Below are 21,111 nucleotides of genomic sequence, written 5' to 3'. Positions count from 1 at the left end.
GTTCCGTCCGATGCGGCTGTTCACGGCTCCCGCATCCCAGGCATTCCATGCCTGAACATCCGATCACACAAGCCTTTGAGCGGCTTGTGCCCTTATACGCCCAAGTCTGCGATAAAACGAACGCCCCGACGGCACAATGGCGTGCCGCCGGGGCGTTCGGAGTACGTACTGAGCAGGCTCGTGACAAGGGTACGTACGAGCAGGCTCGTAAGACGTACGAGCAGGCAGCGAAGCTTAACGCTTGCTGTACTGCGGGGCCTTGCGGGCCTTCTTGAGACCGGCCTTCTTGCGCTCGACCGCACGGTCGTCACGCTTGAGGTAGCCGGCCTTCTTGAGGGCGCCGCGGTTGTTGTCCACGTCGGCCTCGTTCAGCGCGCGGGCCACGCCGAGGCGCAGGGCACCGGCCTGACCGGAGACGCCGCCACCCGAGATGCGGGCGATGACGTCGTAGCGGCCGTCGAGCTCGAGCACCTTGAAGGGCTCGTTGACTTCCTGCTGGTGGACCTTGTTCGGGAAGTAGTCCTCGAGCGTGCGCCCGTTGACCTTCCACTTGCCGGTGCCGGGCACGATGCGAACGCGCGCGATGGCGTTCTTGCGACGGCCCAGGCCGGCGGCCGGCTGCGGGTCGCCGAAGCGGCCGGCGAGGGACTCCGAGGTGTACTCACCCTCGACGGGGACCTCGGACTCGGTGGTGTAGCTCTCGATGTCGACGATCTCGGTCTCGGTCTCTTCGACCGGCTGCTCAACAGTGGTCTCGGCCACGATGCTCCTCAGATTCTTTTCTGTCTTAGGGGGTGGCCGGAACTACTGCGCGACCTGGGTGATCTCGAACGGCACCGGCTGCTGCGCAGCGTGCGGGTGCACGTCACCCTTGTAGACCTTCAGCTTCGAGAGCATCTGACGGCCCAGCGTGTTCTTGGGGAGCATGCCCTTGACGGCCTTCTCGACGGCCTTCTCGGGGTTCTTGTCGAGCAGCTCGTCGTAACGGACGGAGCGCAGACCACCCGGGTAGCCGGAGTGGCGGTACGCCATCTTCTGGGTCCGCTTGTTGCCGGACAGGTGCACCTTGTCGGCGTTGATGATGATGACGAAGTCACCGGTGTCGACGTGGGGAGCGTAGATCGGCTTGTGCTTGCCCCGGAGAAGGGACGCGGCGGTGGTGGCGAGACGGCCCAGGACGATGTCCTGAGCGTCGATGACGTGCCACTGGCGCGTCACATCGCCGGGCTTGGGGCTGTACGTACGCACGGTTCGTAGCCTTCGCTTCGAGTGAATGGTCCTGAACAGGTCACCGAAACGATCACGACAGCCTGGACCGCACTGCGGCGACGCATACCGCGTACGTGGGTCGCTGGTCATCGGCCCGGTGGACCGGTGTAAGGGCCCGTCCCGTGAGAATGAGCAAGCCAATACACAACGAACATGCAGGATACCTGCGGCGCCCGTGCCGGGTCAAAACGAGTGTTTCGCAACCGGACAGGCCCACCCATCAGTCTACGTCCACCCGATCGGCCCCTCGCACCCCTCGCGCGGCGACGCCGAAACCGGACGGGCCGAGCGGCCGCGGGACGCGGACGCAGTGGACGGCGACCGTGGCGGCCAGGACACACAGGGTGACCGCGTCCCGGAAGGCGCGGCGCTGCACCGTCTCCAGATAGGGCCAGGTCAGGCCAGGGATCTGCGGAATCAGGGCGAGCCAGAACCAGGGAGTGCGGGCGACCGCGTCCGCGTATGGCAGACCGGCCAGCAGCAGCGGGAGGACGACGACGAGATAGTGGTCGTACGACGGCCGGGACACCAGGAACACCGAGAGCATCAGGGCCGCGGCCGTCTCGGGCAGCCGCAGCGGCCCGGGATCGGCGCGACACCAGCGCCGGTACGCGGCGAATACCCCGGCGCCCGCCGCGAGCATGGCGAGCAGCCCGGCCAGGGACTCCGGCATTCCGAGCCGGGGCAGCACCGCCGCCGGGGACGCCTCGTAGAGCCGTACGAAGCCGTCGTCGCCGCGCAGCAGGAACGGCAGGGTGCGGGTGACGAAGCCGGCCGGGTCGGGCAGCAGCAGCGCGGCGGACACGGAGGCGAGCGCCGGGAGCAGGACCAGCGCGGCCAGGCCCCGCCACTGGCGCGCGAACAGGAACAGCAGCGCCATGGGGGCGAGCAACGGCTTCAGCGCGATCGCCGTACCGATGACGGCACCCGCGCCCACCCATCGCCCCCGGCTCGCCAGCAACAGGGCCGCCGGCAGGGCCAGCGCGGCCGTCGCCGTCCAGTTGCCCAGCAGGACCAGATGCCCGAAGGGCGCGAAGCCCACCGCCGACGCCCCCAGGCCGAGGACGGCGAAGCGGCTGCGCAGCGGCACCCGGTGCAGCCTGAGCGCGCAGACCCAGCCCCCCACCAGACAGCCGGTCACCGCGAGCGGCACCAGCACCCGCAGCGCGACCTCCGGCAGCAGGGCCTGCGGGGCCGCCGCGAGCACCGCGCCCGGCAGATAGAGGAAGTGTGGATCGTCATACGGGGAGCCACCGGCCCACCAGGTGCGCGCGGCCCTGACGACGATCGCGTTGTCCATCCCTCCGTCCGAGGTCAGCCGGGCCGTGCGGGCCGCCGTCGCGCCCAGTACGGCCGCGAGCGCCACCCACAGATGCCGACTGGCCCTTCGTACCAACCACCCGGAGATGTCGCTTTTGCGGTCGCTCATCGAGCGAACGCTAGGGCTTCCAGAGCCTGTTGAGGAGGACCGGCACACCCCGTACCCCGTCTAAGATGCGGCCCATGAGCTTTGGGCAGCAGCAGGGACCCCAGTCCCAGTGGGATCCCTGGAAACCACAGTCCCAGCAGCAGCCGTGGGACAACAGCACCGACCAGACGCCGGACTGGGCGGCGCTCGCCGAGGCGTCCGAGACGCGGAACAAGCGGCGCAGGCTGCTGTTCATCGGCGGCGGCGCGCTCGCCACGATCGCGGTCGGCACGGCCGTGGCCATGGCGGTGGTCTCCGCGAACGGCAACGACGAGGCGAACAAGCCGACCTCCCAGCTGCCGTCGACCGGGGAGATCCCGAGCAGCTCCGGCACCGCGGCCCCGTCGTTCGCGCCGACCAGTGCCCCGCCCCCGCTGGACCCGAAGGACTTCGTCTCCAGCAAGAGCAAGGACGTCGCCGCGGTCAGCCCGACCATCCTCTTCCCGGGCACGAAGCTGACCATGGGCTCGACCGTCTACAAGAAGGGCCCGACCGCCGACACCAAGAACTGCGCCTCGGCCGACACCGTCCAACCCAGTCTCGGCAAGCTCCTCACCGCCAACGACTGCACCCGCGTCATGCGGGTCTCCTACACCAGGGACAACGTCGCGGTGACGGTGGGCGTGGCCCTCTTCGACTCCGAGGCGCAGGCGACCAAGGTGAAGGGGCAGGTCAACACCAAGAAGGACATCGTCAAGTCGCTGTCCGGGGACGGCGTCAAGGCCTTCTGCAACGCCGCCATCTGCCGATCGACCACCAACTCCTACGGCCGCTACCTGTTCATGACGGTCGCCGGCTTCACCGACGGCAAGGACGCCACGAAATCGTCCACCACCGTCTTCAGCGCCGGCGACGACCTGGCGGAGTTCACCTTCCGCCAGATCCACCGCCGCGGCCAGGCCCAGGCGTCGGCCGCCGCGAACGGTTAGTGCCGCGCCACCAGTACGCCGGGGCCGGTTCAGCAGCAGCCGGCCCCGGGCAACGACCGCTTGTTCCGCGCCTCCTTGTTCCGCGCGGCCAGCAGCTCGTCGGCCGGGTAGCCGACCTCCTCCAGCGTCAGCCCGTGCGGCCGTACGACATGCACGGCCGAGTCCCGTACGCCGGCCGCGAGCACCTTCCCCGGCCAGTCGGGTCCGCGGTGACCGTCCCCCACGAACAGCAGCGCCCCGATCAGCGAGCGCACCATGTTGTGGCAGAAGGCGTCGGCCCGCACGGTCGCGGTGATGATCCCGTCCTGGCCCTTCACGAGACTCAGTTCCTGGAGCGTACGGATCGTCGTCGCGCCCTCCCGCTTCTTGCAGTAGGCGGCGAAGTCGTGCTCCCCGAGCAGCCGCTCGGCGGCCTCGTTCATGGCGTCCACGTCGAGCGGCCAGTCGTGCCACAGCACGTGGCTCCGCAGCAGCGGGTCGACGCCTCCGGGGTTGTCGGTGACCCGGTACGCGTATCGCCGCCAGACCGCCGAGAACCGCGCGTTGAAGCCACTGGGCGCCTCCCGGAGGGCCCAGACCCGGACGTCCCGGGGCAGCCGCCCGGCGAGCCGCTTCAGCAGCTTCTGGTGGTGCTCGGCCCAGACCTCACGCGGCAGATCGACATGGGCGACCTGCCCCCGAGCGTGTACCCCGGCATCGGTACGCCCCGCCACGGTCAGCTCGTACGTCTCCCCCGACCGCGTCACCGTCCGCAGGGCGTCCTCGATCTCCCCCTGCACGGTCCGCCGTCCCCCGGCCTGCTTGGCCCACCCGGAGAACTCACTCCCGTCGTACGACAGATCAAGCCGGACACGGACGTAACCGGCTGCTGCTTCATCACTCACGCACAGATCCTCTCAGCAACAAAAAAGCGGGCCCGCTCCTGAAAAAGGAACGGACCCGCCAACGCCCTGAAGGGGCGCGGGGCTGTGTCGACGGGCGGCTCCGCCGCGTGGGCGCGAACAACCTCGACAAAGCCGCAGCCGCAGGCGCACAGCCCCGGCAGAACGCTTACGCGTCCTTGGACTCCTCGGTGTCCTCGGCCTTGGTCGTGTCGACCTGGGCCTCGGCAGCCTCGGCGTCCTTGGCGGCACGCTGCGTCGCGGCCTCGGCCTCACCGGTCGCCTGCTGCGCGACGGTCAGCGCCTCGACCAGCTCGATGACAGCCATGGGCGCGTTGTCGCCACGACGGTTACCGATCTTGGTGATGCGGGTGTAGCCACCGGGACGGTTCTCGTAGCGCGGGCCGATCTCGGTGAAGAGCGTGTGCACGATGCTCTTGTCCGTGATCACCTGGAGCACCTGACGGCGGTTGTGAAGGTCGCCCTTCTTCCCCTTGGTGACCAGACGCTCGGCGTACGGACGCAGCTTGCGCGCCTTCGCCTCGGTGGTGGTGATACGGCCGTGCTCGAACAGCTGCTTCGCGAGGTTCGCGAGAAGCAGCTTCTCGTGCGCGGCGCTGCCGCCCAGACGGGCACCCTTGGTGGGCTTCGGCATGGTGTTTCTCCTAGGTGTCTGCCCCGGCCGTATCAGGTACCGGGGTCAGTGTCCGAGCGGGCGATCGCCCGTCGGAGACCCTGCGCCCCTAAGGGGCGCAGGGAACTGCGGGACCGGCCGTAGCCGGTCCGCAGCCGAAAATCCGGCCTCCTCGCGGAGCGCCTAGTACTGCTCGGTCTCCACGAACCCGGCGTCCTCGTCGTCCGCGCCGAACGCGTCCGCCGCGGCGGTCGGGTCGAATCCGGGCGGGCTGTCCTTGAGCGCCAGGCCCATGCCCGCCAGCTTCGCCTTGACCTCGTCGATCGACTTCGCACCGAAGTTACGGATGTCGAGCAGGTCCGCCTCGGAACGAGCCACGAGCTCACCCACGGAGTGGATGCCCTCACGCTTGAGGCAGTTGTACGACCGAACGGTGAGCTCGAGCTCCTCGATCGGCAGGGCGAGATCAGCGGCCAGAGCGGCGTCCGTCGGGGACGGGCCCATGTCGATGCCCTCGGCGTCGATGTTCAGCTCACGGGCGAGACCGAACAGCTCGACCAGGGTCTTACCGGCGGAGGCCATGGCGTCACGCGGACGCATAGCCTGCTTGGTCTCGACGTCGACGATCAGCTTGTCGAAGTCGGTGCGCTGCTCGACACGCGTGGCCTCGACCTTGTACGTGACCTTCAGGACGGGCGAGTAGATGGAGTCGACCGGGATACGGCCGATCTCCTGGCCCACCTGCTTGTTCTGCACGGCGGAGACGTAACCGCGGCCACGCTCGACCGTCAGCTCCATCTCCAGCTTGCCCTTGCCGTTGAGCGTGGCGAGGACGAGGTCGGGGTTGTGGACCTCGACACCGGCCGGGGGCGCGATGTCGGCGGCGGTGACCAGACCCGGGCCCTGCTTGCGCAGGTACATCACGACCGGCTCGTCGTGCTCCGAGGAGACGACCAGCTGCTTGATGTTGAGGATCAGGTCGGTGACGTCCTCCTTGACGCCCGGCACGGTGGTGAACTCGTGCAGGACGCCGTCGATGCGGATGCTGGTGACAGCGGCACCGGGGATGGACGACAGGAGGGTACGGCGGAGGGAGTTGCCGAGGGTGTAACCGAAGCCCGGCTCCAGCGGCTCGATCACGAACCGGGAGCGGAATTCGTCGACGACCTCTTCGGTCAACGAGGGACGCTGAGCGATCAGCATGTGTGGAGATCCTTTTTTCGTGGACGCCCGCTATTTGACGCCCGACGGACCCGCACCGGCGAAAGCGCGGGGTACTGCAAGGGTACGGGCGGTACCGCCCCGAAGAGCCGTACCGCCCGCAACCTCAAGACAACCTGGCCTCAGACGCGGCGGCGCTTGGGCGGACGGCAGCCGTTGTGCGGGGTGGGGGTGACGTCCTGGATCGAGCCGACCTCGAGGCCGGTGGCCTGGAGGGAGCGGATCGCGGTCTCACGGCCGGAGCCGGGACCCTTGACGAAGACGTCGACCTTGCGCATGCCGTGCTCCTGCGCGCGGCGGGCGGCCGACTCGGCGGCCATCTGCGCGGCGAAGGGGGTGGACTTGCGCGAGCCCTTGAAGCCGACGTGGCCGGCGGAGGCCCAGGAGATCACGTTGCCCGAGGGGTCCGTGATCGAGACGATGGTGTTGTTGAACGTGCTCTTGATGTGCGCGTGACCGTGAGCGACGTTCTTCTTTTCCTTGCGGCGCACCTTCTTGGCAGCGCCCTGACGACCCTTGGGGGGCATCTATAACTCCTACGGGAGGTGGTCGGTCCTACAGCGAAGACCGCTGGTGAGCGTCCGCTGAGGACTACTTCTTGCCCGGCTTCTTCTTGCCGGCGATGGCGCGACGCGGGCCCTTGCGGGTGCGGGCGTTCGTGCTGGTGCGCTGACCGCGGACGGGCAGACCACGACGGTGACGGAGACCCTGGTAGCAACCGATCTCGACCTTGCGGCGGATGTCGGCCTGGATCTCGCGACGGAGGTCACCCTCGGTCTTGATGTTGTTGTCGACGTACTCACGAATCGCGACGAGCTGCTCCTCGGAGAGGTCGCGAACGCGGGTGTTCGGGTCGATGCCGGTCTCGGCCAGCGTCAGCTGGGACAGGGTCCGGCCGATGCCGAACACATAGGTGAGGGCGACCTCCACACGCTTTTCGCGCGGGATGTCAACACCGGAAACGCGTGCCATTCAATGGCTCCAGTTGATCCTCGGAGGTCTTCCACAGAACCGGTTCCCAGCCGCCGTATGAGGTACGAACCGGGTCCCCGGCCTCCGAACCGGGGGTGTCAGGCGACGCCAGCGCCGCCCGGGTCCTGCGTATGAACATGTACAGCTCGCGTCGCGCGAAGTTCTGCGAATCGCAGAGGGTGGGTCGTGCGTCAGCCCTGGCGCTGCTTGTGGCGCGGGTTGTCGCAAATGACCATGACCCGACCGTGACGGCGGATCACCCTGCACTTGTCGCAGATCTTCTTGACGCTCGGCTTGACCTTCATGGGGTGAGGTTCTCCGGGTCAGTGCCACCACCCCGCCGGAAGCGGGGCAAAGGCAAGATCTACTTGTACCGGTAGACGATCCGGCCACGCGTCAGGTCGTACGGAGACAGCTCCACCACGACCCGGTCGTCAGGGAGGATACGGATGTAGTGCATACGCATCTTGCCGCTGATGTGTGCCAGGACCTGGTGGCCGTTCTGGAGCTCGACCTTGAACATGGCGTTCGGAAGAGACTCGACGACAGTGCCCTCGATCTCGATGGCACCTTGCTTCTTGGCCACGCTTCGCCCTTCGAATCGACTACCTTGATCGACTCCCTTTGCGTCCCTTACGGGCGCATGCGGACATGCGGGTGCACGAGAGCCGACGAGTCAGTCTACGACAGCGCACCCGGAAAGACGAATCGAGAGAGTCTGCCCCACACCGAAGATCCCTAAGCAAAGGCCCGCCGGAGCCTGTGAGTCCCGCCAGGCGCGACCGCGCTCAGCCCAGCGGATCCGGAGCCGCCACGATCCCCAGCTCGGCCAGCTTCGCCTTGCCCCCGTCGGGAGAGGTGAGCACCAGCGGGCCCTCCTCCGTCAGCGCCACCGAGTGCTCCCAGTGGGACGACCAGGTCCCGTCGGTGGTGATGACCGTCCAGTCGTCCTGGAGGACCTCCGTCTTCGGGGTGCCCAGGGAGACCATCGGCTCGATGGCGAGGCAGAAGCCGGGGACCAGCTTGGGACCCTTGCCGCGGCGGCGGTCGACGTAGTTCAGGAGGTGCGGGTCCATGTGCATCTCGGTGCCGATGCCGTGGCCGCCGTAGTCCTCGATGATGCCGTAGCGGCCGCCGCCGGGCTTCGGCTGGCGGCGGATGTACGTCTCGACGGCCCGGGAGACGTCCACTAGGCGGTTGCCCGGCTTCATGGCCGCGATGCCGGCCCACATGGACTCCTCGGTCACCCGGGAGAGCTCGACCAGTTCGGGAGCGTGCCCGGAGCCCACGAAGGCCGTGTAGGCGGCGTCACCGTGCCAGCCGTCGATGATCGCGCCACAGTCGATGGAGATGACGTCGCCGTCCTTGAGGACGACCTCGTCGGACGGGATGCCGTGCACGACGACCTCGTTCACCGAGGTGCAGATGGTCGCCGGGAACCCGCCGTAGCCGAGGAAGTTCGGCTTCGCGTCGTGCTCCGCGAGCACCTTGCGCGCGACCTGGTCCAGATCCCTGGTCGTGGCCCCGGGCACCGCGGCCTCACGCGTCGCCGCATGGATGGCTGCGACGACCAACCCCGCCTCACGCATCTTGGCGATCTGCTCGGGGGACTTGATCTGCACCATGGCGGCGGGAGCCTTTCTCGGACCGGGGAGGGGCGGGCGCCTTCAACGATACGTGCACCCACGCAACAGCCGCGGCCCCCTCCCTGGGGGACCGCGGCTGCGACGACGTACGAAGAAGCGCTACGCGACGTGGTCCTCGCGCTTGAGCGCCTCCATGGCGCGCCCCGTGACGTCCTCCACCTTGCCGAGTGCCGAGATCGTGACCACCAGGCCCTGCGCCTTGTAGTAGTCGATGATCGGCTCGGTCTGCGTGTGGTAGACCTCCAGCCGCGTACGGACGGTCTCCTCGGAGTCGTCGTCGCGCTGGTACAGCTCCCCGCCGCAGACGTCGCAGACGCCTTCCTGCTTCGGCGCCTTGTACGACACGTGGAAGACGTGCGCGGAGTCGTTGCGGCAGATACGCCGGCCGGCGATCCGCTTGACGACCTCCTCCTCGGGGACCTCGAGGTCCAGCACCGCGTCCAGCTTCATGCCCTCGGACTTCAGCATCTCGTCCAGCGCCTCGGCCTGCGACACGTTGCGCGGGAAGCCGTCCAGCAGGAAGCCGTTCTCCGCGTCGGGCTGCTCCATGCGGTCCTTGGCCATCCCGATGGTGACCTCGTCCGGGACCAGGTTGCCCGCGTCCATGTAGGACTTCGCCAGTTTGCCGAGTTCCGTCTGCTTGCTGATGTTGGCCCGGAACAGGTCGCCCGTGGAGATGTGCGGGATCGACAGGTTCTGCGCGAGGAACGCGGCCTGCGTTCCCTTACCGGCACCCGGCGGCCCGACGAGGACGATACGCATCAGCGGAGGAACCCTTCGTAATTGCGCTGCTGGAGCTGGCTCTCGATCTGCTTCACCGTCTCGAGACCGACACCCACGATGATCAGGATGCTCGTCCCACCGAACGGGAAGTTCTGGCTCGCGTTGAACCCGACCAACGCCATTGTCGGTACGAGAGCGATCAGACCCAGATACAGCGAACCCGGCCAGGTGATCCGGTTGAGCACGTACGACAGGTACTCAGCGGTCGGTCGGCCAGCCCGGATGCCCGGGATGAAGCCACCATACTTCTTCATGTTGTCGGCGACTTCCTCGGGGTTGAACGAGATCGCCACGTAGAAGAACGCGAAGAAAACGATCAACAGGAAGTACGAGGCGATGTAGTAGGGGTGGTTCCCCTTGACGAGGTGCCCCTCGATCCAGGTCTTCCAACCCGACGTACCGCTCGAGAACTGCGCGACCAGCGCCGGGATGTAGAGCAGCGACGACGCGAAGATGACGGGGATCACACCCGCCTGGTTCACCTTCAGCGGGATGTACGTCGACGTCCCGCCGTAGGAACGGCGGCCGATCATCCGCTTGGCGTACTGCACCGGGATGCGGCGCTGGGCCTGCTCGACGAAGACCACCAGGCCGACCATGACCAGGCCGACGATGATGACCGTGCCGAACTCGATCCAGCCGTTGGCCAGGGTGCCCTGCTTCTTGATGGCCCACAGCGCGGACGGGAAGGTCGCGGCGATCGAGATGAACATCAGGATCGACATGCCGTTGCCGATGCCGCGGTCGGTGATGAGCTCACCGAGCCACATGACGACGGCCGTACCGGCGGTCATGCAGATGACCATGACGATGGTGGTGAAGATCGCACGGTCCGGGACGATCGAGCTGGCGACCTGGCAGCCGCTGAACAGCGCGCCGCTGCGGGCGGTGGCGACGAGGCCGGTGCCCTGCAGGATGGCGAGCGCCACCGTCAGGTACCGCGTGTACTGCGTGATCTTCGCGGTGCCGGCCTGTCCCTCCTTCTTGAGGGCTTCCAGACGCGGAATCACGACGGTCAGCAGCTGCAGGATGATGCTCGCCGTGATGTACGGCATGATGCCCAGCGCGAAGATGGTGATCTGGAGCAGCGCACCACCACTGAACATGTTCACCAGACCGAACAGGCCCTGGTTGCCGGACGCCTCGTCCACACACTGCTGGACGGCCGTGTAATCGACGCCCGGGATCGGAACGTGGGTACCGACTCGGTAGACCACGATGATGCCGAGAGTGAAGAGCAGCTTCTTGCGCAGGTCGGGCGTCTTGAACGCCCGGGCGAACGCGGTGAGCACGGTTCCTCCTGCGACCCCCGCGCCGCGCGCGGCAGGGACTAGTCGTGTAAACAGGGCCCAGCGGGCCGAACGATGTTTTCTACCACCCCGACACCGAACGGCATACCTCGCGCGGGCACAGGTGGACCTCATGGACTCTAACAGCGGCTGCGCAGCCAGGTGAAGCTTGGCTGACAGGCGGCAGGTCAAGGGTCGGTCAGGGAGGGGCGGTGAAGATCTCCGTCATCACCCGCTGCCGGTCACATCACGTTGACATCTGCGAAGCGACCGGCGGGGAGCAAAGGGGAAAACGGGGAGATCTCCAGGCATTGTCGCCGGTCTCCGACGGATGATCCGTCGGGCACCGGCTCTTTTCGGCCGTTTTCCGCAATCCGTTCGCCGAACCGTTCCAGAGCCGTTCGCCGAACCGTCTCCGCGAGCCGTTCCAGAGCCGTTTCCGTGAGCCGTTTCCGTCAGCCGTTTCCGCGGACCGTCTGCGCACAGTGCTCGCGGCCTACGGCAAAGGCCGGGCAGCTCCCCCGTGGGAGAACTGCCCGGCCTCTTGTGCGTGTGCGGCGGTGCCGCCCGGGCTCAGATGAGCTCGGTGACCGTACCGCCGGCGGCGGTGATCTTCTCCTTGGCGGAGCCGGAGACGGCGTCGACCGTCACCTGCAGCGCCACGGAGATCTCGCCCTGGCCGAGGACCTTGACGAGGCTGTTCTTGCGAACGGCACCCTTGGCCACGAGGCCCTCGACGGTGACCTCGCCACCCTCGGGGTACAGCGCGCCCAGCTTGTCGAGGTTCACGACCTGGTACTCGGTCTTGAACGGGTTCTTGAAGCCCTTGAGCTTCGGCAGACGCATGTGGAGGGGGATCTGCCCACCCTCGAAGCGCGCCGGAACCTGGTAACGGGCCTTCGTGCCCTTGGTACCACGACCGGCCGTCTTACCCTTCGACGCCTCACCACGACCGACACGGGTCTTGGCGGTCTTGGCGCCCGGGGCGGGACGGAGGTTGTGGATCTTGAGCGGGTTGTTCTCCGCCATGATCAGTCGACCTCCTCGACCGTCACGAGGTGGCGGACGGTGTGCACCATGCCGCGGAACTCGGGACGATCCTCCTTGACGACCTGCGTGTTGATGCCCTTGAGACCAAGGGAACGCAGGGTGTCACGGTGGTTCTGCTTGCTGCCGATGTACGACTTCGTCTGCGTGATCTTGAGCTGAGCCATTACGCAGCACCAGCCCCGGCACGCGCACGCAGCAGAGCCGCGGGAGCGACGTCCTCGAGCGGCAGGCCACGGCGGGCCGCGACCTCCTCGGGACGCTGCAGGCCCTTAAGGGCCGCCACGGTCGCGTGCACGATGTTGATCGCGTTCGACGAGCCGAGCGACTTCGACAGGATGTCGTGGATACCGGCGCACTCGAGCACGGCACGCACCGGGCCACCGGCGATAACACCGGTACCGGGGGACGCGGGCTTGAGCAGCACGACGCCGGCAGCCTTCTCACCCGTGATCGGGTGCGGGATGGTGCCCTGGATACGGGGGACCTTGAAGAAGTGCTTCTTGGCCTCCTCAACACCCTTGGCGATGGCGGCCGGCACCTCCTTGGCCTTGCCGTAACCGACACCCACGGTGCCGTCACCGTCGCCCACCACGACCAGCGCGGTGAAGCTGAAGCGACGACCACCCTTCACAACCTTGGCGACGCGGTTGATCGCGACAACGCGCTCAACGTACGCGGTCTTCTCGGCGGCAGCAGCGCCGCCGTCACGGCCCTTCCGGTCCCGCCGCTCGCCGCCACCGGCACCGCTTCCACGGCGCTGGGGTCCAGCCATTGGATTACCTCTCTCTTTCCGCTAGCTACGGAAGCGGCTCAGAACTTGAGCCCGGCTTCGCGGGCGGCGTCCGCCAGGGCGGCGATGCGCCCGGCGTACTGGTTGCCACCACGGTCGAATACGACAGCCTCGACACCGGCGGCCTTGGCGCGCTCGGCAACCAGGGCGCCGACCTGCTTGGCCTGGGCGGACTTGTCGCCCTCGCCACCGCGGATCGAGGTGTCCAGGGTGGACGCCGACGCAAGGGTGTGACCCTTGAGGTCGTCGATCACCTGGGCCACGATGTGGCGGTTCGAGCGGGTCACGACCAGACGAGGACGCTCCGCCGTACCGTTGATCGACTTGCGGATCCGGATGTGGCGGCGCTTGATCGCGGCGCGCTTGTAGGCGTCGCCCTTGAGGATCTTCTGTCCGTATGCCATGGCTTACTTACCCGCCTTTCCGACCTTGCGGCGGATGACTTCGCCCTCGTACTTGACGCCCTTGGCCTTGTACGGGTCGGGCTTGCGCAGCTTGCGGATGTTGGCCGCAACCTCGCCGACCTTCTGCTTGTCGATGCCCTCGACCGAGAACCGGGTGGGGTTCTCGACCTTGAAGGTGATGCCCTCGGGCGCCTCGACGGTGATCGGGTGGCTGTAGCCGAGAGCGAACTCGAGGTTCGAACCCTTGGCCGCGACGCGGTAACCGACACCACTGATTTCGAGCTTCTTCACGTAACCCTGGGTCACGCCGGTGATCATGTTCGCCACCAGCGTGCGGGACAGGCCGTGCAGGGCCTTGTTCTGACGCTCGTCGTTGGGGCGGGTGACGCTGAGCACGCCGTCCTCACCCTTGGCGATGTCGATCGGCGCGGCAACGGTGTGGCTCAGGGATCCCTTGGGGCCCTTGACCGAGACCGTACGGCCGTCGATGGTGACGTCCACGCCGGCGGGAACCGTGATGGGGAGCTTGCCAATGCGCGACATAGCTGTTTCCTCCGTTCCCTTCCGCTACCAGACGTAGGCGAGAACTTCTCCGCCTACGCCCTTCTTGCCGGCCTGCTTGTCGGTGAGGAGACCGTGCGACGTGGAGATGATCGCCACGCCGAGGCCGCCCAGCACCTTGGGCAGGGAGGTGGACTTCGCGTACACCCGGAGACCGGGCTTGGAGATCCGCTTGATCCCCGCGATGGAGCGCTCACGGTTGGGGCCGAACTTCAGCTCCAGGACGAGGTTCTTGCCGACCTCGGCGTCCTCGACCTTCCAGCCCGTGATGAAGCCCTCCTGCTGGAGGATCTCCGCGATGTGAGACTTGATCTTCGATGCCGGCATCGTCACGGAGTCGTGGTATGCCGAGTTCGCGTTCCGCAGACGCGTAAGCATGTCTGCGATCGGATCAGTCATGGTCATGAATTGGCCTTCGGCCTCTCTCGCCGGGGTTTCCTGGTGCGCCATCCCTCTCCCCGATCCGAGACGGGACGGGTGCGGCGCGGTGGACCTACGGCGTAGTAAGTCGTATGGGCGTCCAGGCGCCCAACCCTCCTAGCCTAAGCCATGGAAGGGTGGGCACCTGACACTGCCCTTTACTTACCGAGAGCCTCTGGAATCCCGAAGTACGGGATTACCAGGAGCTCTTGGTCACGCCCGGCAGCTCGCCACGGTGAGCCATCTCACGAAGGCACACGCGGCACAGGCCGAACTTGCGGTACACGGAGTGCGGACGGCCGCAGCGCTGGCAGCGCGTGTAGCCACGTACTCCGAACTTGGGCTTACGAGCAGCCTTGGCAATCAGAGCCTTCTTCGCCATCTCGCTCACGCCTCCTTGAAGGGGAAGCCGAGGTGACGAAGGAGCGCGCGGCCCTCAGCGTCGTTGGTCGCCGTGGTCACCACGGTGATGTCCATACCCCGGGTGCGGTCGATCTTGTCCTGGTCGATCTCGTGGAACATGACCTGCTCCGTGAGACCGAAGGTGTAGTTGCCACGGCCGTCGAACTGCTTGGGGGACAGGCCGCGGAAGTCGCGGATGCGCGGGAGCGCGAGCGACAGGGTGCGGTCCAGGAACTCCCACATGCGGTCGCCACGGAGCGTGACGTGGGCACCGATCGGCTGGCCCTCACGCAGCTTGAACTGCGCGATGGACTTACGGGCCTTGGTGACGGCCGGCTTCTGACCGGTGATCGTGGTGAGGTCGCGAATCGCGCCGTCGATCAGCTTGGAGTCGCGGGCGGCGTCGCCCACACCCATGTTGACCACGATCTTGACGAGGCCGGGGATCTGCATGACGTTCTCGTACTTGAACTCGTCACGCAGCTTGCCCGCGATCTCCTCGCGGTACTTCGTCTTCAGACGCGGAGTGGTGGTGGTCGTCATCAGATGTCCTCACCCGTCCGCTTGGCAACGCGGATCTTGTTGCCTTCGTCGTCGAAGCGGTAACCGACGCGGGTCACTACCTTGTTGCCGTCCTTCTCCACGACGAGCTGAACGTTGCTCACGTGAACAGGGGCTTCGGTGGTGACGATGCCGCCGGCCTGCGAACCACGAGCTGTGGGGCCGGCCTTGGTGTGCTTCTTGACCCGGTTGACACCCTCGACCAGGACACGGTCCTCGCGGGGGAAGGCCGCGATGACCTTGCCCTGCTTGCCCTTGTCCTTACCGGTGATGACCTGGACCAGGTCGCCCTTCTTGATCTTCATGCTTACAGCACCTCCGGCGCGAGCGAGATGATCTTCATGAACTTCTTCTCGCGCAGCTCACGACCCACCGGGCCGAAGATACGGGTGCCGCGAGGGTCGCCGTCGTTCTTCAGAATGACGGCGGCGTTCTCGTCGAAGCGGATGTACGAGCCGTCCGGACGGCGGCGCTCCTTGACGGTGCGAACGATGACCGCCTTGACGACGTCACCCTTCTTCACGTTGCCACCGGGGATCGCGTCCTTGACGGTGGCGACGATGACGTCACCGATGCCCGCGTAGCGGCGACCGGAGCCACCGAGCACACGGATGCAAAGGATCTCCTTCGCACCAGTGTTGTCGGCGACACGAAGTCGCGACTCCTGCTGGATCACGTCTATCTCCTGTTTGTCTGCCGGTTCCCCGGGAGCCGCTCAGCGAGCGGCTCCCGAAGCCTGGCGGAACTGTCCTGCGAGTTTGCCCGCAGGAGATTTACTTGGCCTTCTCGAGGATCTCTACGACGCGCCAGCGCTTCGTCGCGGACAGCGGCCGGGTCTCCATGAGGAGGACACGGTCGCCGACACCCGCGGCGTTCTGCTCGTCGTGCGCCTTGAGCTTGTTCGTACGGCGGATGACCTTGCCGTACAGCGCGTGCTTGACGCGGTCCTCGACGGCGACGACGACGGTCTTGTCCATCTTGTCGCCGACGACGAGACCCTCACGGGTCTTGCGGAAGCCGCGGGCCCCTGCAGTCTGCTCAGTCACGTTGTTCTCACTCATCAGGCGCTCTCCACCGTCTCGATGCCCAGCTCGCGCTCACGCATCAGGGTGTAGATCCGCGCGATGTCCTTGCGGACGGCCTTGAGCCGACCGTGGTTCTCGAGCTGACCCGTCGCCGCCTGGAAGCGGAGGTTGAACAGCTCTTCCTTGGCTTCGCGGAGCTTCGCCAGAAGCTCCTCGTCACCCAGTTCGCGCAGCTCGGACGCCTTGGTACCGGCCGACATCACGCTTCACCTGCCTCGCGCTTGACGATCCGGCACTTCATCGGCAGCTTGTGAGCGGCGCGAGTCAGGGCCTCACGGGCGATCTTCTCGTTGGGGTAGGACAGCTCGAACATGACCCGACCCGGGTGCACGTTCGCGATCCACCATTCCGGCGAACCCTTACCGGAACCCATGCGGGTCTCGGCGGGCTTCTTGGTCAGGGGGCGGTCCGGGTAGATGTTGATCCAGACCTTGCCGCCACGCTTGATGTGGCGGGTCATCGCGATACGAGCCGCCTCGATCTGGCGGTTGGTCACGTACGCCGGCGTGAGGGCCTGAATGCCGTACTCGCCGAACGCGACCGTCGTACCACCCTTGGCCTGACCACGGCGCTTCGGGTGGTGCTGCTTGCGGTGCTTGACCCTACGGGGGATCAGCATTTCGGTCAGGCCTCCGTTCCGGTGCTCTCAGCCGGAGCGGCAGCCGGAGCCTCGGCCTTGGGGGCCTCGGCAGCGGGAGCCTGCTGCGGCTTACGACCGCGACCGCCGCGCTCGCCACCACGGCCACCACGGGCCGGGCGGTCGGCGCCGCCACCACGAGCCGGGCGGTTACCCGCACGGGCAGCGGCGTTCTCGGCGCGGACCTCGGCGATGTTCTTCACGTCGCCCTTGTAGATCCAGACCTTCACGCCGATGCGGCCGAAGGTCGTCTTGGCCTCGAAGAAGCCGTAGTCCACGTTCGCGCGGAGCGTGTGCAGGGGCACGCGGCCCTCGCGGTAGAACTCCGAGCGGGACATCTCGGCGCCACCGAGGCGGCCACCGCACTGGATCTTGATGCCCTTGGCGCCGGCCTTCATCGTGCCCTGCATGCTCTTACGCATGGCGCGACGGAAGGAGACGCGGGAGGAGAGCTGCTCGGCGACGGCCTGAGCAACCAGCTGAGCGTCGGTCTCGGGGCTCTTGACCTCGAGGATGTTCAGCTGGACCTGCTTGCCCGTGAGCTTCTCGAGGTCACCGCGGATGCGGTCGGCCTCGGCGCCACGGCGGCCGATGACGATGCCCGGACGGGCCGTGTGGATGTCCACACGGACGCGGTCACGGGTGCGCTCGATCTCCACCTTCGAGATGCCGGCGCGCTCCATGCCGGACGTCATCATCCGACGGATGGCGACGTCTTCCTTGACGTAGTCCTTGTACAGCTTGTCGGCGTACCAACGCGACTTGAAGTCGGTCGTGACACCGAGCCGGAACCCATGCGGGTTAACCTTCTGGCCCATTACCGGGTTCCTTCCTTGCTGCTGACGACCACGGTGATGTGGCTGGTCCGCTTGCGGATCCGGTAGGCGCGGCCCTGGGCACGCGGACGGAACCGCTTCAGGGTCGGACCCTCGTCGACGTACGCCTCGGAGATGACGAGGCTGTCGGCGTCGGTGTGGTCGTAGTTGTGTGCGGCGTTGGCAATGGCGCTGTCAAGCACCTTGCCGACCGGCACGCTCGCGGCCTGCGGGGCGAAACGCAGGACCGCCTGAGCCTCCGTGGCGTCCATGCCACGGATAAGGTCCACCACGCGGCGGGCCTTCATGGGCGTGACGCGGATGTACCGCGCCTGGGCCCTGGCTTCCATGGTTGTCCTTCCAGTGTCTGTCATGGTCATTCCACCCCGCTACTAGCGGCGCTTCGACTTCCGGTCGTCCTTGACGTGACCCCGGAAGGTGCGCGTCGGCGAGAACTCGCCGAGCTTGTGGCCGACCATCGACTCGGTGACAAACACCGGAATGTGGGTCTTGCCGTTGTGCACCGCGATCGTGTGGCCGAGCATGGCCGGGACGATCATCGAGCGACGGGACCAGGTCTTGATGACGTTCTTGGAACCCGCTTCGTTCTGGACGTCCACCTTCTTGAGCAGGTGGTCGTCGACGAAGGGCCCCTTCTTGAGACTGCGCGGCATCTAAACCCGCTCCTAGCGCTTCTTGTTCGTCTTGCGGCGGCGGACGATGTACTTGTTCGAAGCCTTCTTCGGCGAACGAGTACGACCCTCCTTCTGACCCCACGGGGAGACCGGGTGGCGACCACCGGAGGTCTTGCCCTCACCACCACCGTGCGGGTGGTCGACCGGGTTCATCGCCACACCGCGAACGGTCGGGCGAACGCCAAGCCAGCGCTTACGGCCGGCCTTGCCCCAGTTGATGTTGCTCTGCTCGGCGTTGCCGACCTCGCCGACGGTGGCGCGGCAGCGCACGTCGACCAGGCGGATCTCACCGGAAGGCATGCGGAGGTGGGCCATCTGGCCCTCCTTCGCGAGCAGCTGCACGGAGGCACCGGCGGAGCGGGCGAACTTGGCACCGCCACCGGGACGGAGCTCGATCGCGTGGATCGTGGTACCGACCGGGATGTTGCGGAGGGCCAGGTTGTTGCCCGGCTTGATGTCGGCCCCGGGACCGTTCTCGACGCGGTCACCCTGCTGCAGGTTGCGCGGGGCGAGGATGTAGCGCTTCTCGCCGTCGGCGTAGTGCAGCAGCGCGATGCGCGCGGTGCGGTTGGGGTCGTACTCGATGTGCGCGACCTTCGCCGGCACGCCGTCCTTGTCGTGACGACGGAAGTCGATCACTCGGTAGGCGCGCTTGTGTCCGCCACCCTGGTGGCGAACGGTCACACGACCGGCGTTGTTACGGCCGCCCTTGCTGTGCAGCGGGCGGACCAGCGACTTCTCCGGCGTGGACCGCGTGACCTCGACGAAGTCGGCGACGCTGGAGCCACGACGGCCCGGCGTAGTCGGCTTGTACTTGCGGATTCCCATTTCTCAGTCCTCGTCCGATATCGGACGATCCGACCCGCTTACGCGGTCGGACCGCCGAAGATGTCGATACGGTCGCCCTCGGCGAGGGTCACGATCGCGCGCTTCGTGCCCGCGCGCTGACCGAACCCGGTCTTGGTGCGCTTGCGCTTGCCCTGGCGGTTGATCGTGTTGACCCCGGTGACCTTGACCGAGAAGACCGCCTGGACGGCCTGCTTGATCTGGGTCTTGTTGGCGCCGGGCGCGACGATGAAGGTGTACTTGCCCTCGTCGAGCAGCGCGTAGCTCTTCTCCGACACGACCGGCTTCAGCAGGACGTCACGGTGGTCCGTGAAGGCCTTGCTCGCCGGGGTGACGACGGTGTTCTTGCCCTCGGCCTCGTGGCGACGCGCCTTGGCGACGCGCGCGACCTTCTTGGCCTTGGCGGCCTTCGAGGCGATGCTCGGGTGACGCGTAGCCATCAGGCCTCGCTCCCTTCGGTGTCGGTGGCCTGCGGGCCGGACACGAAGGACTCGAAAGCGGCCTGGGTGAAGACCACGTCGTCGGAGACGATCACGTCGTACGTGTTCAGCTGGCCCGGCTCCAGGATGTGGACCTGGGGCAGGTTGCGGGCGGAGAGCCACGCGGCCTCGTCGGCGCGGTCGATGACCAGGAGCACGTTCTTGCGCTCCGAGATCTTGCCGAACAGCGTCTTGGCGGCCTTCGTGGAGGGGTTCTCGCCCTCGATCACGCCGGTGACGACGTGGATGCGGTCATGGCGGGCCCGGTCGGTGAGGGCGTGGCGCAGGGCCGCGGCCTTCATCTTCTTCGGGGTCCGCTGCGAGTAGTCACGCGGCTGCGGGCCGTGGACGACGCCACCGCCGGCGAACTGCGGCGCGCGGGTCGAACCCTGGCGCGCGCGGCCGGTGCCCTTCTGGCGGTAAGGCTTCTTACCGCCACCACGGACTTCACCGCGACGCTTGGTCTTGTGCGTGCCCTGGCGGGCAGCGGCGTTCTGCGCGACGACGACCTGGTGGATCAGCGGGATGCTGATCTTCTCCACGCCGAAGATCTCCGCGGGGAGCTCGACGCTTCCGGTCTTCTCGCCGGCAGGCGAAAGGATGTCAACAGTGCTCATCGGTACCTCAGGCCCCCTTGGCCGCGGTGCGGACCAGGACGAGGCCGCCGTTCGGACCGGGAACCGCGCCCTTGATGAGCAGCAGACCCTTCTCCGCGTCAACGGCGTGGACGGTCAGGTTCTGGGTGGTGACCCGCTCGTTGCCCATGCGACCCGCCATGCGGAGGCCCTTGAACACGCGGCCCGGGGTGGCGCAGCCACCGATGGAACCGGGCGAGCGGTGCTTGCGCTGGGTGCCGTGTCCGGCGCCGAGGCCCTTGAAGTTGTGACGCTTCATGACACCGGCGAAGCCCTTGCCCTTGCTCTTGCCGGTCACGTCGACCTTCACGCCGGCCTCGAACACCTCAGCGGTGATCTCCTGGCCCAGCGTGTACTCGGAGGCGTCCGCGGTGCGGATCTCGACGAGGTGGCGACGGGGGGTGACGTCGGCCTTGGCGAAGTGACCCTTGAGGGGCTTGTTCACCTTGCGCGGGTCGATCTCGCCGAAGGCGATCTGGACCGACTCGTAGCCGCCGCTGTCAGTCGTACGGACCTGGGTCACGACGTTCGGGCCGGCCTTGACGACGGTGACCGGGACGACGCGGTTGTTCGCGTCCCACACCTGCGTCATGCCGAGCTTCTCGCCCAGGATGCCCTTGATCTGCTTAGCCATTCTCA

General features: G+C 66.9%; 34 protein-coding genes. 1 reads left to right on the top strand and 33 read right to left on the bottom strand.

Translation table 11 applies throughout. The annotated features are described in order from the left end of the window. Positions 1 to 234 precede the first annotated feature (234 nt). The 3 genes from rpsI to OHA64_RS29145 all read right to left on the bottom strand — a co-directional run bounded on the left by rpsI (position 235) and on the right by OHA64_RS29145 (position 2,698). A complete protein-coding gene (gene rpsI, locus OHA64_RS29155; protein WP_405617949.1) occupies positions 235 to 762 on the bottom strand; it encodes a 30S ribosomal protein S9 in 528 nt (175 codons plus the stop codon). Positions 763 to 804: 42 nt separating this feature from the next. Further along, positions 805 to 1,248 (bottom strand): 50S ribosomal protein L13, encoded by a 444-nt coding sequence (gene rplM, locus OHA64_RS29150; RefSeq protein ID WP_351693668.1) that lies wholly within the window; start codon positions 1,246 to 1,248, stop codon positions 805 to 807. A gap of 241 nt (positions 1,249 to 1,489) precedes the next feature. Beyond that, positions 1,490 to 2,698: a glycosyltransferase family 87 protein gene (locus OHA64_RS29145; RefSeq protein ID WP_405617947.1), complete on the bottom strand. Its 1,209-nt coding sequence runs from the start codon at positions 2,696 to 2,698 to the stop codon at positions 1,490 to 1,492. A gap of 74 nt (positions 2,699 to 2,772) precedes the next feature. Between OHA64_RS29145 and OHA64_RS29140 the strand changes: the two genes are divergently transcribed. Next, positions 2,773 to 3,666: a hypothetical protein gene (locus OHA64_RS29140; RefSeq protein ID WP_405617945.1), complete on the top strand. Its 894-nt coding sequence runs from the start codon at positions 2,773 to 2,775 to the stop codon at positions 3,664 to 3,666. A 29-nt stretch (positions 3,667 to 3,695) separates the two neighbouring features. Here OHA64_RS29140 and truA read toward each other — a convergent pair whose 3' ends face one another. The 30 genes from truA to rplC all read right to left on the bottom strand — a co-directional run bounded on the left by truA (position 3,696) and on the right by rplC (position 21,106). Next, a complete protein-coding gene (gene truA / locus OHA64_RS29135; protein ID WP_405617943.1) occupies positions 3,696 to 4,550 on the bottom strand; it encodes a tRNA pseudouridine(38-40) synthase TruA in 855 nt (284 codons plus the stop codon). A gap of 166 nt (positions 4,551 to 4,716) precedes the next feature. Then, the gene (rplQ, locus tag OHA64_RS29130; protein WP_405617941.1) at positions 4,717 to 5,202 is read right to left on the bottom strand and encodes a 50S ribosomal protein L17; all 486 of its coding nucleotides are present in this window, start codon (positions 5,200 to 5,202) and stop codon (positions 4,717 to 4,719) included. 162 nt (positions 5,203 to 5,364) lie between these two features. Next, positions 5,365 to 6,384 (bottom strand): DNA-directed RNA polymerase subunit alpha, encoded by a 1,020-nt coding sequence (locus OHA64_RS29125; RefSeq protein WP_356768454.1) that lies wholly within the window; start codon positions 6,382 to 6,384, stop codon positions 5,365 to 5,367. 140 nt (positions 6,385 to 6,524) lie between these two features. Continuing rightward, positions 6,525 to 6,929, bottom strand: a complete 405-nt coding sequence (gene rpsK, locus OHA64_RS29120) for a 30S ribosomal protein S11 (RefSeq protein WP_003956432.1) — start codon at positions 6,927 to 6,929, stop codon at positions 6,525 to 6,527. 64 nt (positions 6,930 to 6,993) lie between these two features. Further along, positions 6,994 to 7,374 carry a 30S ribosomal protein S13 gene (gene rpsM, locus OHA64_RS29115; protein ID WP_037680379.1) on the bottom strand — a complete coding sequence of 127 codons (381 nt, stop codon included), beginning with the start codon at positions 7,372 to 7,374 and terminating at the stop codon, positions 6,994 to 6,996. A gap of 191 nt (positions 7,375 to 7,565) precedes the next feature. Beyond that, positions 7,566 to 7,679 carry a 50S ribosomal protein L36 gene (rpmJ, locus tag OHA64_RS29110; protein ID WP_003974245.1) on the bottom strand — a complete coding sequence of 38 codons (114 nt, stop codon included), beginning with the start codon at positions 7,677 to 7,679 and terminating at the stop codon, positions 7,566 to 7,568. A gap of 59 nt (positions 7,680 to 7,738) precedes the next feature. Continuing rightward, on the bottom strand, positions 7,739 to 7,960 hold the full coding sequence (gene infA, locus OHA64_RS29105) for a translation initiation factor IF-1 (RefSeq protein WP_003948620.1): 222 nt from the start codon (positions 7,958 to 7,960) through the stop codon (positions 7,739 to 7,741). Between the two features lie 202 nt (positions 7,961 to 8,162). Beyond that, positions 8,163 to 8,999, bottom strand: coding sequence for a type I methionyl aminopeptidase (map, locus tag OHA64_RS29100; protein ID WP_405617938.1), 837 nt, complete (start codon positions 8,997 to 8,999; stop codon positions 8,163 to 8,165). A gap of 120 nt (positions 9,000 to 9,119) precedes the next feature. Then, positions 9,120 to 9,782, bottom strand: coding sequence for an adenylate kinase (locus OHA64_RS29095; protein WP_405617936.1), 663 nt, complete (start codon positions 9,780 to 9,782; stop codon positions 9,120 to 9,122). Continuing rightward, positions 9,782 to 11,095 carry a preprotein translocase subunit SecY gene (secY, locus tag OHA64_RS29090; protein WP_405617934.1) on the bottom strand — a complete coding sequence of 438 codons (1,314 nt, stop codon included), beginning with the start codon at positions 11,093 to 11,095 and terminating at the stop codon, positions 9,782 to 9,784. The genes OHA64_RS29095 and secY overlap by 1 nt, the downstream gene beginning before the upstream one ends. Before the next feature lie 570 nt (positions 11,096 to 11,665). Further along, entirely contained in the window at positions 11,666 to 12,121 is a 456-nt protein-coding gene (rplO, locus tag OHA64_RS29085; RefSeq protein ID WP_405617932.1) for a 50S ribosomal protein L15, read from the bottom strand. 2 nt (positions 12,122 to 12,123) lie between these two features. Further along, positions 12,124 to 12,306 (bottom strand): 50S ribosomal protein L30, encoded by a 183-nt coding sequence (gene rpmD / locus OHA64_RS29080; RefSeq protein WP_005481207.1) that lies wholly within the window; start codon positions 12,304 to 12,306, stop codon positions 12,124 to 12,126. Next, positions 12,306 to 12,914: a 30S ribosomal protein S5 gene (gene rpsE, locus OHA64_RS29075; RefSeq protein WP_405617930.1), complete on the bottom strand. Its 609-nt coding sequence runs from the start codon at positions 12,912 to 12,914 to the stop codon at positions 12,306 to 12,308. The genes rpmD and rpsE overlap by 1 nt, the downstream gene beginning before the upstream one ends. Before the next feature lie 38 nt (positions 12,915 to 12,952). Further along, the gene (gene rplR / locus OHA64_RS29070) at positions 12,953 to 13,336 is read right to left on the bottom strand and encodes a 50S ribosomal protein L18 (protein WP_030039763.1); all 384 of its coding nucleotides are present in this window, start codon (positions 13,334 to 13,336) and stop codon (positions 12,953 to 12,955) included. Between the two features lie 3 nt (positions 13,337 to 13,339). After that, on the bottom strand, positions 13,340 to 13,879 hold the full coding sequence (gene rplF / locus OHA64_RS29065) for a 50S ribosomal protein L6 (protein WP_405617927.1): 540 nt from the start codon (positions 13,877 to 13,879) through the stop codon (positions 13,340 to 13,342). Between the two features lie 24 nt (positions 13,880 to 13,903). After that, entirely contained in the window at positions 13,904 to 14,302 is a 399-nt protein-coding gene (gene rpsH, locus OHA64_RS29060) for a 30S ribosomal protein S8 (RefSeq protein WP_013001411.1), read from the bottom strand. Between the two features lie 211 nt (positions 14,303 to 14,513). Further along, positions 14,514 to 14,699 carry a type Z 30S ribosomal protein S14 gene (locus tag OHA64_RS29055; RefSeq protein ID WP_003948630.1) on the bottom strand — a complete coding sequence of 62 codons (186 nt, stop codon included), beginning with the start codon at positions 14,697 to 14,699 and terminating at the stop codon, positions 14,514 to 14,516. 5 nt (positions 14,700 to 14,704) lie between these two features. Continuing rightward, positions 14,705 to 15,262: a 50S ribosomal protein L5 gene (gene rplE, locus OHA64_RS29050; RefSeq protein WP_280886337.1), complete on the bottom strand. Its 558-nt coding sequence runs from the start codon at positions 15,260 to 15,262 to the stop codon at positions 14,705 to 14,707. After that, positions 15,262 to 15,585 carry a 50S ribosomal protein L24 gene (gene rplX / locus OHA64_RS29045; protein WP_052839850.1) on the bottom strand — a complete coding sequence of 108 codons (324 nt, stop codon included), beginning with the start codon at positions 15,583 to 15,585 and terminating at the stop codon, positions 15,262 to 15,264. The genes rplE and rplX overlap by 1 nt, the downstream gene beginning before the upstream one ends. A 2-nt stretch (positions 15,586 to 15,587) precedes the next feature. Further along, positions 15,588 to 15,956, bottom strand: a complete 369-nt coding sequence (rplN, locus tag OHA64_RS29040) for a 50S ribosomal protein L14 (protein ID WP_003998823.1) — start codon at positions 15,954 to 15,956, stop codon at positions 15,588 to 15,590. 97 nt (positions 15,957 to 16,053) lie between these two features. Then, on the bottom strand, positions 16,054 to 16,341 hold the full coding sequence (gene rpsQ, locus OHA64_RS29035; protein ID WP_280886340.1) for a 30S ribosomal protein S17: 288 nt from the start codon (positions 16,339 to 16,341) through the stop codon (positions 16,054 to 16,056). Next, complete coding sequence (gene rpmC, locus OHA64_RS29030; protein WP_003998824.1) at positions 16,341 to 16,565, bottom strand: 50S ribosomal protein L29; 225 nt, start codon at positions 16,563 to 16,565, stop codon at positions 16,341 to 16,343. The genes rpsQ and rpmC overlap by 1 nt, the downstream gene beginning before the upstream one ends. After that, positions 16,565 to 16,984, bottom strand: a complete 420-nt coding sequence (gene rplP / locus OHA64_RS29025; protein WP_004927269.1) for a 50S ribosomal protein L16 — start codon at positions 16,982 to 16,984, stop codon at positions 16,565 to 16,567. The genes rpmC and rplP overlap by 1 nt, the downstream gene beginning before the upstream one ends. Positions 16,985 to 16,989: 5 nt before the next feature. Further along, positions 16,990 to 17,820, bottom strand: coding sequence for a 30S ribosomal protein S3 (gene rpsC / locus OHA64_RS29020; protein ID WP_356765800.1), 831 nt, complete (start codon positions 17,818 to 17,820; stop codon positions 16,990 to 16,992). Next, on the bottom strand, positions 17,820 to 18,167 hold the full coding sequence (gene rplV, locus OHA64_RS29015; RefSeq protein ID WP_030619142.1) for a 50S ribosomal protein L22: 348 nt from the start codon (positions 18,165 to 18,167) through the stop codon (positions 17,820 to 17,822). Before rplV ends, rpsC begins: the two co-directional genes overlap by 1 nt. 42 nt (positions 18,168 to 18,209) lie before the next feature. Beyond that, a complete protein-coding gene (gene rpsS / locus OHA64_RS29010; protein ID WP_030811672.1) occupies positions 18,210 to 18,491 on the bottom strand; it encodes a 30S ribosomal protein S19 in 282 nt (93 codons plus the stop codon). A 12-nt stretch (positions 18,492 to 18,503) separates the two neighbouring features. Continuing rightward, the gene (gene rplB / locus OHA64_RS29005; protein WP_059192905.1) at positions 18,504 to 19,340 is read right to left on the bottom strand and encodes a 50S ribosomal protein L2; all 837 of its coding nucleotides are present in this window, start codon (positions 19,338 to 19,340) and stop codon (positions 18,504 to 18,506) included. Positions 19,341 to 19,378: 38 nt separating this feature from the next. Then, positions 19,379 to 19,798: a 50S ribosomal protein L23 gene (rplW, locus tag OHA64_RS29000; RefSeq protein WP_405617922.1), complete on the bottom strand. Its 420-nt coding sequence runs from the start codon at positions 19,796 to 19,798 to the stop codon at positions 19,379 to 19,381. Further along, a complete protein-coding gene (rplD, locus tag OHA64_RS28995; RefSeq protein WP_362451340.1) occupies positions 19,798 to 20,454 on the bottom strand; it encodes a 50S ribosomal protein L4 in 657 nt (218 codons plus the stop codon). The genes rplW and rplD overlap by 1 nt, the downstream gene beginning before the upstream one ends. A 7-nt stretch (positions 20,455 to 20,461) precedes the next feature. Further along, positions 20,462 to 21,106: a 50S ribosomal protein L3 gene (gene rplC, locus OHA64_RS28990; protein ID WP_405617920.1), complete on the bottom strand. Its 645-nt coding sequence runs from the start codon at positions 21,104 to 21,106 to the stop codon at positions 20,462 to 20,464. Positions 21,107 to 21,111 lie beyond the last annotated feature (5 nt).

This window comes from Streptomyces sp. NBC_00076 (assembly GCF_045041235.1).
GTDB lineage: Bacteria > Actinomycetota > Actinomycetes > Streptomycetales > Streptomycetaceae > Streptomyces.
This window is presented reverse-complemented; position numbering and strand designations above follow the sequence as displayed.